This window comes from Ruminococcus sp. AF31-8BH, assembly GCF_003460605.1.
Taxonomy (GTDB): Bacteria; Bacillota; Clostridia; order Lachnospirales; family Lachnospiraceae; genus Blautia_A; species Blautia_A acetigignens.
In genome coordinates this window covers 1-14640 of the sequence record NZ_QTVN01000006.1, presented here as the reverse complement: position 1 = coordinate 14640, position 14640 = coordinate 1, and the positions used below count along the sequence as shown (strand labels likewise).

Genomic DNA, 14640 nt, shown 5'->3' with positions numbered 1-14640 from the left:
GCACTGGAAAAACACTGCACAGCTTTTTCCCAGGCTATTGAAGTATTGGGGAATATTGCTTATAATAAAAATGCTTTGCTGCGGGGCAATTCGTGGATATCAAGTTAGGGGCAAAAGAATTTTTGCCCCTAACATCATTCTTGCGGATATGGTAGATATTATTGGAAACAGCAGAGGATTTTCCGGGCAGCAGTGGAAGCGGGTGGAGAATTACCTGAATCAGAATAAGGGACGGCTATTTCCGCGTATAATATGATTCTGATCAAGACTTACATTGAGCAGCTTCCTCCGGCACTGGAAGAGTCTGCCAGCCTGGACGGAGCAGGCTATCTTACCTGTTTCTGCAAGATCGTCCTTCCGCTCTGCAAGCCGATCATTGCAACTGTTGTGGTATTCGTAGCGGTTGGCCAGTGGAACTCCTGGTTTGACAATCATATTTATACCCGTGCAAACGAGAACTTGACAACCTTACAGTATTTACTGTACAACTACTTAAATGAGGCACAGAGACTTGCCGAACAGCTGAAGAATGCATCCAGTGGAGCAGACATGACGCAGGCTATGGCATCCCTTCCAATCTTCGCACTGTATCCATTCATGCAGAAGTATTTCTCAAAAGGAATTATGGTAGGTGCTGTAAAAGGCTGATTTGTGAAATTGAAATAAAAGAGATGAGGAACCTCTGGTATCTGTTCATTCGGATAGATTCCAGGGGTTCTTTTGGCAAATAATGTAAGTTACATTTATAAATATGAATTTACACTGACTCATAATTACGATACAATTATAGCATCAGAAAAGATATAAAAAGGACACAGACAGTTAAGCTTCGATTGCCTGTGTTTTGTTTTGTAAAAAATAAAAAATTTTTGAAAGCAAATTCCCATATTTCAAGTCTAATAGTTATAAAAACGAAAAGGGGGAATAAAATGGATGCTTTGGTAACAGCAGCTAAAAATGGAGATAAAGAGGCGTTCGTTCAATTGATTCGGATGAATAAGCAGAGCTTGTATAAAGCTGCCTGGGTTTATCTTCGGAACGAACAGGACATTGCAGATGCCCTGCAAAATACGATCCTGTCCTGCTATGAGAATATACAGGGGCTAAGAGAAGTGAAATATTTTAAAACCTGGCTGATGCGGATTCTGATAAATGAATGTAAAGACATTTTCCGTCAAAAGAACCATGACACGGAACTGGATAATTTCGCAGAAGGGGTACACTGTGAAGAACTGGATCTATGCGAATGGAAACAATTGCTTTTATGTCTGGATGAAGAAAGCCGGAAAATCGTGGAACTCTATTATTTTGATGAATTTTCCGTAAAGGAAATTAGTGCTCTTCTTGAAATGAATAGCAATACGGTATCAACCAAACTTTCCAGGGCGAGAGCAAAATTAAAAAAGGTGATCAGGAGGTGAGGACTATGGATGAAAAAGAAATCAGAAAAATTTTAAAAGAAGAAACTGTGATACCGGACAATATTGATAGAGCTATGGAAGATGTTCTGAAGGGAATTTTGGATTCTCCAGATGAGAGAATGAGCAGCACGAAGAAGCTAATTGTAAAATCAGATAAAGGAAGATCCAAAAATTCAGGAAATAAGAAAAAAATAATCCGTATTCTTCTTCCGGTAGCTGCCATATTAGGTGTTAGCACCGGCGTACTTGCAACAAAACTTGGATGGCTTCACAAAGAACTGGAACAGCAGGGCGTTACAGAACAGGAAGCTGTTCAAATGGTTGTCACAGAACCAGATTCAAATGCAGAAAATGTGGAAGATGTGACTTCTTATCATATAACTCCAAAGGAGAAGGATTGGAACCAGTCTATGCTGTCTGTTACAGAAGCGTATTTTGATGGCAGTGGTTTAAGCTTTCTGGGAGAGCCTTCCAGGGAGGCGAAGAACTATACGATCAGCTGCCGTGACCATGCGACAGTGAATGGAGAAGATGCGCTTGCAGCTTTGAACAAGATAGACGGGGAAGATCTCTATTATGGACACATTACTCTGTATGATGATGCATTGACAGAGAAAATATTAAAAGAAGATTCCCAGGTAGAGCTTTCCATGACCATTCAGGCATATCCGGATTATAACGGCAAAATCTATTACACCTGGAAAGATGATGAAGCTTACAGAAAGATTTTTAAAACTGGTTCTTTTACAGATTCAGAAGGAATGCTGGCTTATGCACTGCCTGCGGAGGATGCTTACAGAGGATATACGCCGCAAACCCTTACCGTAACCCTTCCATTAAATGATGAAGTACGGGATATCATAGAAAAATACAGAAAAGAAGGAAAGCTGCAGGCGGAAGATACTGGAGTAGAACCCATTTCGGATTCCCTGGATGAGAATACACAGGAAACAACAGATTCAGAAGATCCTTCAGATGCTGCGGAAGCAAATGAGAAATATGATCCGGAAACAGCAGTATTACAGGTAAAGGAAAGCCATGTAACAGCTTCTCTGCCTGGAAAATCCGGAACTCTTACAATAGAGGCTGATATTACCGGAAGTACCACCGATGTTTCGAAAGGAATTCTGGAAAAATGCAATGTATCAGAGGAAGAAATCTGCGCCTGGTTTGGCGGAGAAGACGGCTGGGAAAAATCCAAGACTGATAAAATGGTCTGGGAAAATAAAGAAAAGGGACTGCAGATATTCATTTCAGACGGAAGGATACAGTGTGATGGCTTAAGTGAAAAAAACCTGGGAGATTTAGGAAACAATACGGAAGAGGAGGAATTAAACATTATAAATCAGCTGCTTTCCAGAGCCAATTTAACAGGAACTTCTGTAAAGAAGTCAATCAGCAATATGACGGAAGGATATGATTATTACGACACAGAAATTCTGCTGAATGGAATACCGGCGGGCGGACTTTCCCAGCATGGTTATCTGGGAAAAGCAGGCTTTGGCCCTGAGCCTGGAGACTGTTATTTCAACATACCGTCTCCGCTTCAGGTGAAAGAGGAAGAAGCAGTTACTTTGCTTTCTATGGAAGAAATTATGAAGTCAGTGGAACAATATGTAAAAGAGGGCAAAATTGGTCTCTTCACGGAACAGGACACTGCGGAGGAAGCGGAATCCACCACGATTCCCGTTACAAAAATCTGTCTGGAATATTATATTGATGAAACCGCAGAGGGAATCACTTACAGGCCTGTCTGGAGCTTTCGCTGCCCTTACCAGTGGAAAGACTCCCCGGATGAACAGGAACTGTTTTACATAGACGGAGAAACCGGGGCACTGATTCGGGATGCGTTTGGCTGGTAGAAAAGTAGGATATTATATTCGGTTGCGTCAAAAAAATAAATTACGTATACTTGTAGAAAATGTTCCTTAAAGCGGAGTTTAGTGAATCAAGGCGGACGCGTTCCCCCAGGTGTGCCGGGGCAGCCAATGACGAATTTCGGGAATTTGGCTCCGTCGCCTATTGACAGGTGGGGAAGCAAACTCACCCTATCGGGCTCAGACAGTGCATCCCCACCTGTCGCTTACTCGCCAAATTCCCGAAATTCGCCAACCGTCTGTCCCGGCACACCTGGGGACCGCTGGCTATTGAAAACTATTCCCGCGATCTGCACATCCGAATATTGGAACGCACAGCGGTGAACTAACTGCTAACTACGGCTAAATCGTTCAGGAGAGCCTTCACGATTAAGCCTTCGTAAGCAGTGGATTTCATCCAATGTCATTAAGTTAACCTATTGTGCTACTTCAAATAAATTATGTGAAAACCTGTGCTCCTTTCGTTGTATTCCCTACAAATAGGATAGCACATTTTGTTGAAGTTTCTTTATATTTATTTTATCTAGCACAACAAGTTAATTTACTTCGGAGAATGGATAAAATCTATCCTTCTGATAAATCTCATTGCACTGCTTTTTCTGGTGCATGTGGTTTATATCGGAATAAGATGCTATGTGAAAGACTGGTGGGAAAAACGAGGACATTATTAAAGATAAACGGACAGCTAAAGATGACGCTGTCCGTTTTATAAGAAAATAATATGTTTTACATCAAATCCATCTTATCCCAAAGAATATTGCCATTGGCATCCAGATATTCTTCATCTACATGAATAGCTTCAACCTTTCCGATGAACAATTCATGTGTACCCGGCATAGTACTGTCTACAACACTGCACTCAATGCTTACCGGACAATCTGTAAGGATAGGGGCATCTACATAAGTTGCATCTTCCCATTTGATGTCGGCTTTTGCAAATTTATCTTCATCTCTTCCAGAAGCTGAGCCAAGATAGCCATATTCTTTTTTATAGCTCTTTTTCGGGAAATTGATTACAAAGCAGCCGGATTCCTTTACTATATGGTGGGAATATCTTGTAGGTGTGATGCCGACCATTACCATAACCGGATCAAGGCTTACATTGGCAACGAAGCCAACTACCAAGGCATTGTTTTTGCCATCTTTGTCCCTGCAGGAAACGATTGTCTGAGGGAGCGGCTGGACACAAAGTACAGTATTAGATGCTAATTTTTTCATTGATTTTTACCTCCATGCGTTTTCAAAAATTGTAAGATAATCATCATCAGATAAAGGAAGCGGATCAGCAGTAATATCACCGCCTAAAACTTCGTGAACCTTGGCAGGATACAACTGTAATTCTTCCTTTGTAATTCCATCATCGCTCATCTTAAGATCGCTGCATCCGACCTCAGAAATAAGTTTATCAAGAGCTGCAATAAAATCTTTTCCACTTGTAGGATTGGCAACACCCATTGCAGCCGCCATTTTTATCATATTTTCTTCGGAAGCTTTCTTTTCGGCGAAGAAATCATAATAAGCGTGTGCAATTTCAATCAGACCGGCACCATGAATGAGGTTGTCATGGAAGCTGCCCATTACATGTTCCATAGTGTGGGCAGAAGTACACATCATATAGTAACCTGCAAAAGTATTTGCAAGAGCCATGTATGCACGGGCTTCTTTATCATTTCCGTCTTTTACTGCTCTTGGAAGATATTTTGCAACATATTCTATGGTTTTTAAAGCAAACATTTCTGCCATAGGATGGTGGTTGATATTTACAACCGTTTCTGATGCGTGGAAAAAGGCATCCATTCCCTGATAAGCAGTAAGCTTTGCTGGAACACTCATCATCAAGTTACTGTCAACAACAGAAAGTGTCGGGAACATAGATGGGAAGAAAATGCCTGTTTTTTCCTGTGTTTCATCATTGGTAATAACAGAAGCAATATCAACCTCGCTTGCAGTTCCGGCAGAAGTTGTAATACATACGATAGGTAAGGCAGGATGTGCCGGAGTTTTCTTTCCGCCACTTGCAGATAAAGAATAATCCCAGATGTTTCCGTCATTTGCTGCCATCAGTGCGATACATTTTGTACAGTCCATGATAGAACCGCCACCCAGAGCAATGACAAAGTCACAGCCATTTTCACGGACAGCCTTTGCACCATCCATGACATTGATATCTGTTGGATTAGGACGGATGCCTTCAAACAATACATGTTCGATACCGGCAGTATCTAATTCTTTTTCCAGTGTTTCAAGATATCCATACTTTTTTACGGACTGACCACCAATTGCAATGAGTGCCTTTTTGCCCGGAAGCTGTTCACTATGAAGTTCACTCAGTTTTCCGGGACCGAAAAGCACTTTCGTAGGCATGTAGAAATTAAAATTATACATATTCAGTACCTCCTGTTTTAGTGAATTTTCCAGAATCTCTCTGAATCTGAAGTAATTATATAATTATGTTGTCAGGGAGGACACTATTATATGTTAATAAATATGGTGGTAATTTCTAATATATATTTTGGAGACAGAACATTATGATATAGATTTCAGATACTCTCTCGGGGGCATTCCGTAATATTCTTTGAATGCTTTGTAAAAGTTACTGTGATTGCTGTAACCGAGAAGTACAGAGATTTCCTCAAGTGAAAGGGATGTATTTTTCATCAGAAGAACTGCACGTTCCATTCTTTTTTCAAGCAGGATTTCTGTGAATTTTCTGCCGGTTTCTTTGTGAAGAAGCGTAGAAATATAGTTTGGATGGTAGGAAAAATGTGCAGCAATATCCTTTAAGGTGACAACATCAGAATGATCCCCCATATAGTTTATAATCTGTTCTGTAAGTGACTTTGTATCTGCTCCGTGCTTTTCTATTCGGTATCTTCGAGCAATTTCAAGTAACAATGTCTGGAGCATTGATTTTAATATACGCTGGGTATCTTCCTGTTTGTCAGCATATTCTACTACCATAAGTTCAAGGATTGTGCGGATGGCATGGTCTTTCGTAACAGGCAGATGGATATATTCGTCTGAGAATTTATTGGTCTGTGGCTCGATAAAGAAACGGAAAAGGGCAGAATCCGTATATACTGTGGGTAAATATTCCCGAAAAAAGGAATCTTTACGGATAAGAACACCAATAATCACCACATTTTCATTGTTGTCAGCACGTAGGGCATACCCACTGTAAGGCTGTCCGATATAGCATTCATCCTCGTTTATTGTGATCAGATTATTATATTTTTCGGATAAAGCCTGATAGCTGTTCTTATATGCATAGTTGATAAAGAAAAAATCCTGCCTGTGAAAGGGTTCATGTATCTGTTTCCCTTTGAAAACGCATATCAGCACATCCTCATCATCCGGACCAGGCCAGTAAGAGGTGACATCTCCGGGCACACCGGTATTCATCTGATGAAAGGTCAGGTCAAGAGAATTAAAAGCAATTCCCAGTTTGTTAATGGCGAGTTCAATATATTTATTACGCATAAGAAGGACTCCTTTTTTATAATCTGTCCCAATTATATATCATGATATTAGAAAACGCCACCTCAATTATTAAGAAATGATAGTGACTGGCTGACCACCTATATTTAAAATAAAATCATAAGTTGAGATTAAAATACCATTTGAAATTTGGAGGAAAACAGGTATGAACAAAGCTGCTACTTTGGACATGACGGAAGGTAAAGTAATACGGGTACTTCTTGTGTTTACAATTCCCATTTTTATCAGCAATCTGTTTCAACAGTTTTATAATGTTGTAGACGTGGCTGTGATCGGACATATTTTAGGAGATAATGCGCTGGCAGCAGTTGGAGCAACATCATCTATTTACAGTCTGGTAATCGGATTTATCAATGGAATGTCAAATGGTTTCTGCATAATAATTGCAAGATATTTTGGTGGAAATGAACAGGATAATTTCCAAAAATCTGTGCAATTTTCAATTATCCTGTCCATTATAACAACCGTTATTCTGACGATTGCCTCAATACTATTTTTAAAACCATTACTTCGTTTGCTAAACACACCTGTTGATATTTTAGATTTATCTCAGAGCTATATTTCAGTTATCATGCTGTTTTGCTGTGTTACTTTTGCATACAATCTTTTGTCTTCAATACTCCGGGCAATTGGAAATAGTTATATTCCACTGTATGCACTGATTATCGCATCTGTTTTAAATGTAATACTTGATATCTTTTTTGTGAAAACACTTAATATGGGAGTAAGGGGAGCAGCCTTCGCAACAGTAATAGCACAGGGATTTTCCGCACTTTTCCTGTTGATATATATAGCAAAATACTGTCCATTGCTGCATATAAATATTCGTAAATTTACCATCAACTGGACAATATTACTTGAACTTTTAACTACTGGATTTTCAATGGCGATGATGCTTGTTCTGACTAATATCGGTACGGTTATATTACAGGGAAGCATTAATTCCTTTGGCACATCCACTATTACAGGCCATACAGCCGCAAGAAAATTTCATGATCTGTGTATACTTCCGCTTGGCACGATATGTACATCTTCAGCAACATTTGTCAGTCAGAATTATGGTGCCAGAAAAAAGGAACGTATAAAACAAGGTGTTTCAGCCAGCATTTTTCTCGGAACTATCTGGAGTGTTCTTGTACTGATGATTGTGCTGATTGCCGGTCGGCAACTGATCTATGCACTTACCGGATCTACAGATGCAATTGTTATCGGAATATCTATGAAATATTTATATTGGAATGTTCCGTTTTATGCGGTGTTGAATATTTTACTTATTATGAGAAACTGCCTTCAGGCATTGGGAAATAAGAAACTTCCTGTAATTGCCAGCATAGTAGAACTAATAGGAAAGTTTGCAGGAGCTTTCCTGCTTTCACGAATGATCGGATATCTGGGAATCTGTCTGACAGAGCCGATTACATGGATTGTATGTGTACCGATTGTATTAGCAGGATTTGTGCAAAAAATCAAACAAATTTCAAAAATATAATAAGAAAAGTATTAAAAATATCAGGAGGCTTATTATGACAGAAGAAGAAAAATTAGACGCAGGACTTTATTATGATTTCTGGGATGTCGGAGTAAATGGCAGAAAACTGAATGCAATCAAATTCTGCCGGGAACTTCGCAGAATGCAGGATGCAGATGCGACAGAGGATGAACAGGCTGTATTGATAAAAAAATATTTTGGTTCGGTAGGCAGTGATGTGTGTCTGTGTCCAGGCTTTATGTGTGACAGCGGCAAAAATATTCATGTTGGGGATCAGTTTCTTGCAAATTACAATGTCACAATTCTTGATATCATGCCGGTGCATATTGGCGATTATGTGATGATCGGACCAAATACTTTGATTACGACTGTAAATCACCCAATCACCCCAAAAGGACGCAGAGAACACCTTGGCATTGGCAATCCTGTTACGATTGGAAATGATGTATGGATTGGCGGAAATGTGACCATTCTTCCGGGAGTGACAATTGGCAACAATGTGGTCATTGCAGCCGGAGCTGTGGTAACAAAAGATGTGCCGGATAACTGCGTGATAGGCGGGGTTCCGGCTAAGAAGATAAGAGATATTGAGAATGATGTTTTATAATATTGGCAGAATAGGAGAACCATTGTTATGAGGAAAAAGATAGTTTCCATATTAGTAATCATACTATTTGTACTTACAATAATTGTAAAAATCGGAGCTTCAAAGAACATCAATAATGTTACTTGTACAACTGAAAGCAATAAGCAACAAACCATAACAGAAGAAACAGATGATGTTATAGAAAAAACTGTAACATCAGATGATAATGTGCCAGATATAAGTCCACTTGAGACAGCACAGTCTAAAGATAGTCAGGTAAATGGAAAGCTGAAAATCAGTATAGATTTTAATCGTTCAAGTACACCGGCTTCTAATCAGTATGCCGTGTGGATTGAAGATATGGATGGAAATGTGGTAAAAACTCTTTTTGTAACCAATTTTACTTCCAATGGAGGATATGCAGAGCGTGAAGACAGCATTCCTACATGGGTTGCTCATGCTAAGCCCTCTGATATGGACAAAACACGAATTGATGCCATAACAGGAGCAACTCCTTCTACCGGGACACACTCTTATATCTGGGATGGAACAAATGATGACGGAAATATAGTTGCAGATGGTACATATATGTTTTATGTCGAAGGAACTTTATACTGGTCGAGCATAGTCCGTTATGAAGGAACAGTTGCAACGGTGTACAAAGGGAACATAATAAAAAACTTAATAATGGACTGCCAATCTTACACAAAGTACCGCCCAAACGAGACTACGGGCGGTATTTTTGTATCATGGCGGAGAAAGGAGGAACTTCCCACGGGGGCTTGACTGAAAAGTTGAGCCCCTTTTTTCATGCCCAAAAACAGGAGGTAAATGCTTATGGCAGATGATAAAACCACAAAAACGCCGGAACAGCCGGTAACGGATAGCGGGCCGGGCAACGGCAAGCATATTTCTCAATATACCTGTTCCCAATACAGCAAAGTCCCAGTTGGAAAGCTCTGCACGACACAGCACCGTATCAATGAAGATGTGGTACTGTCCCTTGTCTCTGAAATGCTGAAAGCCATTGCCGAGTATGCGAAGCATGACCGAGCCGAGTTTGTCCGTGTGGTGCAGGAAGCGCAGTCCAGCCAGCAGACGGCAGAGGTCAAGAAACAGCGGACACGCCTTGCCACCGCAAAGCAGAGAGTTTCCGAGCTGGAAGTCCTGCTCTGCAAAATCTATGAGGACAACATTTTAGGAAAGCTGTCCGACAGCAGATACGCCACTCTGGACGCTCAATACGAAAAGGAACAGTCCGAGCTTACCGTTGAAATCTCCGATCTGGAAAAGGCTATCAAGAGCTACGAGAAGCACGAAAAGGACGCTGACCGTTTTATCGCTCTGATTGACAAGTATGAGAACTTCGACAAGCTGACGATTGCCATGCTCAATGAGTTTATTGAGAAAATCCTTGTGCATGAGCGTGACCGCAAGGGCAGTATTCAGACCACACAGGAGGTCGAGATTTACTTCAATTTCGTGGGTCGTTTCGTTCCCCCTGCGTTTGGCGAAGTGGAGCTTACCCCGGAGGAATTAGAGGAAATCCGCAAGCGTGAGGAACGCAAGGACAGGCTCCACCAGAACTACTTGAAGCGGAAAGCCAATGGTAAACAGAAAGAGTATGAGGAGCGCACGAAAGCCAAGAAAAAAGCGGAGATTGAAGCCAGAAAACAGGCAATCCGCACCGAGGATATTGCCAGAGGGGTATTTATCCCGGTGAGCAGTTTGCCGCAGCTGGGACCGAGAAAGGGAGCGTGATTTTATGAAAGAGTTGAAACCGAGAATCCATGAGAACGGTATGGACTATGTGTTGGTGGGCGACTACTATGTGCCGGACTTGAAGCTGCCGGAGGAACGCCGACCTATTGGGCATTGGGGATGCTTGCGCCAGTCCTATCTGAAATTGCACCGTCCCATGCTTTACAACGAGCTAATTTTGTCCGGCAGGCTCCACACCGTCGTTGCCGATCTGAACGAGCAGGCGGCAGACAGGCTGGACTTGATTATCCGGCAGATGATGAAAGCCGAGGGCGTGACCGAAGCCATGAAAGCGGAAAATCAGATGTTATGGGTGCAGTCAATGAACTCCATCCGCTGCCGGGCAGAGGAAATCATCAAGACGGAACTAATCTACTGTTGAGAGAGGTAAAGCTATGATTTTGGAAGCCATGTATAATGGGGAGTTTTATCCCTGCGAGACAGTTGTACCTACATCACCGGAATACCGAAAGGCAGTCATAGCCTGTGAAAAGCTCATGGAGCAGTTGTCCCAGCGGCTCAGCAAAGAGGACTATGAGCTGGTGCAGGAACTCCGGGCGCAGACAGCAATCGCCCAATGTGAAGAAAGTGAAAGTCACTTCAAGTATGGCTTTTCCGCTGGGCTGATGTTCAGCAGGAAGCCCATGAACAAGTGCAGCAGAAGAAAGAAAAATAGATGAAGAAAGCCGCCTGAGCAGAAAGAAACTGTTCGGGCGGTTTCAGCATTCGCCAGTAGATTTATTCACACTCTTGTGATAAAATTTACTACAATAAAGAGCGTGATAGCACTAATTTTATGGGGGGATGCTTAATGAATAGAATTTTGAAAAAATTTTTACAGCGGGGTGTCGATTTAAGTCCTGTGGGAGTTGAACTCCGTGAGGATAATACAAATTATTTTTGTACCCCAAAAGGGGCATCGGTTTTTGGATGGGCAGGGATAGATGGTATCCACTTCTGTTTCATTCGTGGATTTGGAGAGATGGTTTTCTCTGTCAGCCCCATGAATACTTCTCCTGATTATGTTCATCCAGTAGCTGAAAATTTTACCGACTTTCTGCGGCTTATACTGGCTTGTGGTGATGTGGCGGCAGTGGAACAAGCGTGGATGTGGAACGAAGCACAGTTTGAAGCCTTTCTCAATGAAAACCCTACAACCCAGGAACAACAGCAAACTTTATCGGAAATTTCAGAGAAGATGAATTTGTTGCCTATGGAACAACCGTGGACATATATCAAAAACCTGCAATCTTCCTTTGATTACAGTCAGATTAAATACACAGAAGATTATTACGATAATGATATGACTTCAGAGGCAGAATTGGTTGCCCCTGAATGGAAGGTCTACTTTGATGGAGATTTCTGGGGACATCGAGGTAAAGACCGTGCCGGAAAAGAGATCAAGCTGGATAAACAATTCGATTGGGCTGGATATCATTGGGTAATTCCGGCAGCTTATTCATGTAGCAAAGGACTTGTCGTTGATTTTTGTATGCGAGTTGATTCAGAAAGCATCCGTGACTTCATGAAAAAATGGAATCTGGACTGGGAAAATGACTCATGTGAAAATTTTACCCGTGAGCAACAGATGCAGATGGAATGGGAAAACCCACTTTGTTTTAACTTCAAACCTTGCTTGAAGTTAAACGAGAAAATATTACAGACAACCCATGGCTGCGCTGTGAGCTTTAATCCTTGTCTGCCAGATGGCGTTATCAATGAGTTGGAAGCAAAATGGGCAATCGACCATTATGGGCTGGATAGTACTTATGGCTGGGTCATATGCAGAGACGTATTTCCTTGGGGAACCAAGCATCACCCTGAAATCAATAAACTTTTTCTTACAATGGAGCAGCAACCAGGACAAGTTCCAGGCTCACATTTCAAAGTTCACGCACCCGGAGATTCATTTATGTTTTCCCATCCTGTTAGCGGAATAACCCATACACTGACCGTGCAGGAAATAGAACAGCAGACAGTTCCTCAAAATAGTTTTGGTTCTGATCGCTGGATTTATCCGACACATTATATTGCCATGAGTTATACACTTACCCCTGAACCGATGGAGAACATTTCGGTTTTTGACTGTGATGAAGGCGATAGACCGATAGAAGTTACACCAGACGATCATTCGTTCCGTCCAGTTGGCAGTAGTTCCTGTTTTGTTGTTGGTGTTATTGGTGGTGCAGATGGTCCGACAGCAGTTATATATGGAACAAATTCACAAGAAAAACTTCATGCTGCTTGTTCTGCTCTGCACTTTGAACCGGTTGGTGATGATGTCGAGTGGCGTATCGTGTTCAATGTTACGCAGTTTGGCAAAGAAACATTCCCAATTATCTAAAAATACCCTTAGAACTCTAAGGGCGCACTTCTATACTCTCTATCGAGAGTAGTGCGTCCTGCGGAGCTTCATTCCCGGTCAGCAGAAGAAAACTGCCCGACCGAGAATGTTGCGTCACTTCGTTCCGTCAAGGTGGCTACACCCCCTTGCGCCGCTAAAGCGGCTATCCCCTGTGGACTTGCCGTCCGCAAACAGCATGAAATGCTGTTCGCCGCCAGCAAGTTTGAAAAAACCGAATACCGAAAATCAGACCGTTGACTGGTCGCAATCTGCGAAAAGTTGACGGTCTTTTTTTATCCCAAAAATCAAAAAAGGAGGTCAATCACAATGACAAAACCGAAAACCCTTGAACAGCTCCGAGCCGAAAAGGAACGAGCCGAGACTCAGCTTGCACAGGAGAAGCACAAGCTCAACCGTCTTGAGAACAGAAAGAAATATCTGGAGAAAGGCGAAAGGCAGAAACGCACCCATCGTCTTTGCAATCTGGGCGGCACGATTGAGAGCCTTGCCCCGGAGGTCAAAGATCTCACACGCACCGAAATGACAGAGCTGATGGAGTACATCTTTTCTCTGTCCGAAGTCCAGCGAGCCGTCCGTCACATGGCGATTACTCACACCAACCAAGCGAACAGAAAAAAGGAGTTGAAAGCCGATGGCACTATTTCATCTGAGCGTCACGCAGACTAAGCGAAGCGCAGGACAGTCCGCTATTGCTTCTGCCGCCTACCGTGCCGGGGAGCGATTGTATAGCGAGTATTACGGCGAATACAGCGACTATACCCGCAAGGGCGGCGTGATCTGCTCTGACATTCTCTTGCCGTCCCATGCACCGCCAAAATACGCAGACCGCCAGACCCTATGGAACGCCGTGGAAAAAGCCGAGCGTGGAAAGAACGCCCAGCTTGCATACAGCTTTGACATTGCCTTGCAGAATGAATTTTCCCTTGAGGAAAACATCGCTCTTGCAAGGCGATTTTTATTGGAGAACTTTGTGAGCCGTGGCATGGTGGTTGACTTCGCCGTACACCAGCCAGACCGGGAGGACGGCGGCATACCAAGGGCTGCTGTTCTTCGGGAATACCACCATCCCGTTTGTTGACCGCTTCCCGCAGAATACCGAGCTGTACGCCATTATGACCACCCGCCCGGAGGACAAAAAACAGGAAATGAACCGGGCATAACGCACTTCGGGCCATGCCTTCGGGCGTTTGTGAGCCAGAGGAAAGGAGTCCTTGCATGAACAAAATCGACAAGCTCGATAAGGAACTGGAAAAAGCCCGGGAGAAGGCCGCCGAATGGCAGGCCAAAATCCGGGAGCTGGAAAAGCAGAAACAGGAGGAAGAAAACAGCCAGATCGTGCAGGCGGTGCGCTCCCTCAAACTGACGCCCGCCCAGCTTATGGCTTTTCTGAATGACCCCAAAAACAGCCTTACCGCTTCGGGCCATACTGACCCGAAGCCGGAGGCACCCGAAAAGGAGGACACGGCCCATGAAGAAAACTAAATTTCGCAGGCTGGCGGCGATGGCTGCCAGCCTTTTGTGTTGCCTGATCTTTACAGTCCCGGCTTATGCACAGAGCAGCGAGCCGCAGCCGGAGACAGCTCCCTCCCCGGCAGAAACCGAAGCAGAGCCGGAAACCCAGAACCCCTTTACCCCGGACGGGA

Annotated in this window: 15 protein-coding genes and 3 pseudogenes; 15 read left to right on the top strand and 3 right to left on the bottom strand. The window is 42.8% G+C overall.

Annotated features, from left to right (window positions below; genetic code table 11):
• Positions 1-237 precede the first annotated feature (237 nt).
• The 4 genes from DWZ38_RS08825 to DWZ38_RS23095 all read left to right on the top strand — a co-directional run bounded on the left by DWZ38_RS08825 (position 238) and on the right by DWZ38_RS23095 (position 3969).
• Complete coding sequence (locus DWZ38_RS08825) at positions 238-648, top strand: ABC transporter permease subunit (RefSeq protein WP_278308854.1); 411 nt, start codon at positions 238-240, stop codon at positions 646-648.
• A 281-nt stretch (positions 649-929) separates the two neighbouring features.
• Positions 930-1421 carry a sigma-70 family RNA polymerase sigma factor gene (locus DWZ38_RS08820; protein WP_117851780.1) on the top strand — a complete coding sequence of 164 codons (492 nt, stop codon included), beginning with the start codon at positions 930-932 and terminating at the stop codon, positions 1419-1421.
• A 5-nt stretch (positions 1422-1426) separates the two neighbouring features.
• The gene (locus DWZ38_RS08815) at positions 1427-3283 is read left to right on the top strand and encodes a hypothetical protein (RefSeq protein WP_243000212.1); all 1857 of its coding nucleotides are present in this window, start codon (positions 1427-1429) and stop codon (positions 3281-3283) included.
• Between the two features lie 554 nt (positions 3284-3837).
• The gene (locus tag DWZ38_RS23095) at positions 3838-3969 is read left to right on the top strand and encodes a DUF6040 family protein (RefSeq protein ID WP_117852200.1); all 132 of its coding nucleotides are present in this window, start codon (positions 3838-3840) and stop codon (positions 3967-3969) included.
• A gap of 55 nt (positions 3970-4024) precedes the next feature.
• Here DWZ38_RS23095 and DWZ38_RS08805 read toward each other — a convergent pair whose 3' ends face one another.
• The 3 genes from DWZ38_RS08805 to DWZ38_RS08795 form a co-directional block, all read right to left on the bottom strand.
• Positions 4025-4516 carry a flavin reductase family protein gene (locus DWZ38_RS08805; protein WP_021924354.1) on the bottom strand — a complete coding sequence of 164 codons (492 nt, stop codon included), beginning with the start codon at positions 4514-4516 and terminating at the stop codon, positions 4025-4027.
• 6 nt (positions 4517-4522) lie between these two features.
• On the bottom strand, positions 4523-5683 hold the full coding sequence (locus tag DWZ38_RS08800) for an iron-containing alcohol dehydrogenase (RefSeq protein ID WP_021924355.1): 1161 nt from the start codon (positions 5681-5683) through the stop codon (positions 4523-4525).
• Between the two features lie 141 nt (positions 5684-5824).
• On the bottom strand, positions 5825-6778 hold the full coding sequence (locus tag DWZ38_RS08795) for a helix-turn-helix transcriptional regulator (protein WP_021924356.1): 954 nt from the start codon (positions 6776-6778) through the stop codon (positions 5825-5827).
• Between the two features lie 163 nt (positions 6779-6941).
• Between DWZ38_RS08795 and DWZ38_RS08790 the strand changes: the two genes are divergently transcribed.
• From DWZ38_RS08790 to DWZ38_RS23420, 11 genes and pseudogenes are all read left to right on the top strand, one after another.
• Positions 6942-8285, top strand: a complete 1344-nt coding sequence (locus DWZ38_RS08790; protein WP_021924357.1) for an MATE family efflux transporter — start codon at positions 6942-6944, stop codon at positions 8283-8285.
• A gap of 34 nt (positions 8286-8319) precedes the next feature.
• On the top strand, positions 8320-8892 hold the full coding sequence (locus DWZ38_RS23090) for a sugar O-acetyltransferase (protein ID WP_021924358.1): 573 nt from the start codon (positions 8320-8322) through the stop codon (positions 8890-8892).
• A gap of 27 nt (positions 8893-8919) precedes the next feature.
• Positions 8920-9657 (top strand): DUF2271 domain-containing protein, encoded by a 738-nt coding sequence (locus DWZ38_RS08780; protein WP_117851775.1) that lies wholly within the window; start codon positions 8920-8922, stop codon positions 9655-9657.
• 111 nt (positions 9658-9768) lie between these two features.
• A pseudogene (locus DWZ38_RS08775) lies at positions 9769-10632 on the top strand (DUF4368 domain-containing protein); the annotation flags it as partial.
• Positions 10633-10636: 4 nt separating this feature from the next.
• The gene (locus DWZ38_RS08770; protein WP_117851772.1) at positions 10637-11014 is read left to right on the top strand and encodes a TnpV protein; all 378 of its coding nucleotides are present in this window, start codon (positions 10637-10639) and stop codon (positions 11012-11014) included.
• Between the two features lie 13 nt (positions 11015-11027).
• Complete coding sequence (locus DWZ38_RS08765; RefSeq protein WP_005944778.1) at positions 11028-11312, top strand: DUF6809 family protein; 285 nt, start codon at positions 11028-11030, stop codon at positions 11310-11312.
• Positions 11313-11443: 131 nt separating this feature from the next.
• Positions 11444-12976, top strand: coding sequence for a hypothetical protein (locus DWZ38_RS08760; RefSeq protein WP_117851768.1), 1533 nt, complete (start codon positions 11444-11446; stop codon positions 12974-12976).
• A gap of 327 nt (positions 12977-13303) precedes the next feature.
• Positions 13304-13663, top strand: coding sequence for a DUF3847 domain-containing protein (locus DWZ38_RS08750; RefSeq protein WP_117851765.1), 360 nt, complete (start codon positions 13304-13306; stop codon positions 13661-13663).
• Positions 13629-14033 (top strand): annotated as a pseudogene (locus DWZ38_RS08745) (MobA/MobL family protein); the annotation flags it as partial. The gene DWZ38_RS08750 and the pseudogene DWZ38_RS08745, both read left to right, overlap by 35 nt.
• A 179-nt stretch (positions 14034-14212) precedes the next feature.
• The gene (locus tag DWZ38_RS08740; RefSeq protein ID WP_005927622.1) at positions 14213-14479 is read left to right on the top strand and encodes a DUF4315 family protein; all 267 of its coding nucleotides are present in this window, start codon (positions 14213-14215) and stop codon (positions 14477-14479) included.
• Positions 14466-14640, top strand: a pseudogene (locus DWZ38_RS23420) (DUF4366 domain-containing protein); the annotation flags it as partial. The gene DWZ38_RS08740 and the pseudogene DWZ38_RS23420, both read left to right, overlap by 14 nt.

Excerpts from the sequence above, each read along its gene's own strand:
- DWZ38_RS08795 (WP_021924356.1), bottom strand. The coding sequence starts at position 6,778 with ATGCGTAATAAATATATTGAACTCGCCATTAACAAACTGGGAATTGCT.
- DWZ38_RS08750 (WP_117851765.1), top strand. The coding sequence starts at position 13,304 with ATGACAAAACCGAAAACCCTTGAACAGCTCCGAGCCGAAAAGGAACGA.
- DWZ38_RS08800 (WP_021924355.1), bottom strand. The coding sequence starts at position 5,683 with ATGTATAATTTTAATTTCTACATGCCTACGAAAGTGCTTTTCGGTCCC.
- DWZ38_RS08790 (WP_021924357.1), top strand. The coding sequence starts at position 6,942 with ATGAACAAAGCTGCTACTTTGGACATGACGGAAGGTAAAGTAATACGG.
- DWZ38_RS08805 (WP_021924354.1), bottom strand. The coding sequence starts at position 4,516 with ATGAAAAAATTAGCATCTAATACTGTACTTTGTGTCCAGCCGCTCCCT.
- DWZ38_RS08765 (WP_005944778.1), top strand. The coding sequence starts at position 11,028 with ATGATTTTGGAAGCCATGTATAATGGGGAGTTTTATCCCTGCGAGACA.
- DWZ38_RS08780 (WP_117851775.1), top strand. The coding sequence starts at position 8,920 with ATGAGGAAAAAGATAGTTTCCATATTAGTAATCATACTATTTGTACTT.
- DWZ38_RS08760 (WP_117851768.1), top strand. The coding sequence starts at position 11,444 with ATGAATAGAATTTTGAAAAAATTTTTACAGCGGGGTGTCGATTTAAGT.
- DWZ38_RS23090 (WP_021924358.1), top strand. The coding sequence starts at position 8,320 with ATGACAGAAGAAGAAAAATTAGACGCAGGACTTTATTATGATTTCTGG.
- DWZ38_RS08740 (WP_005927622.1), top strand. The coding sequence starts at position 14,213 with ATGAACAAAATCGACAAGCTCGATAAGGAACTGGAAAAAGCCCGGGAG.
- DWZ38_RS08770 (WP_117851772.1), top strand. The coding sequence starts at position 10,637 with ATGAAAGAGTTGAAACCGAGAATCCATGAGAACGGTATGGACTATGTG.
- DWZ38_RS08820 (WP_117851780.1), top strand. The coding sequence starts at position 930 with ATGGATGCTTTGGTAACAGCAGCTAAAAATGGAGATAAAGAGGCGTTC.
- DWZ38_RS08815 (WP_243000212.1), top strand. The coding sequence starts at position 1,427 with ATGGATGAAAAAGAAATCAGAAAAATTTTAAAAGAAGAAACTGTGATA.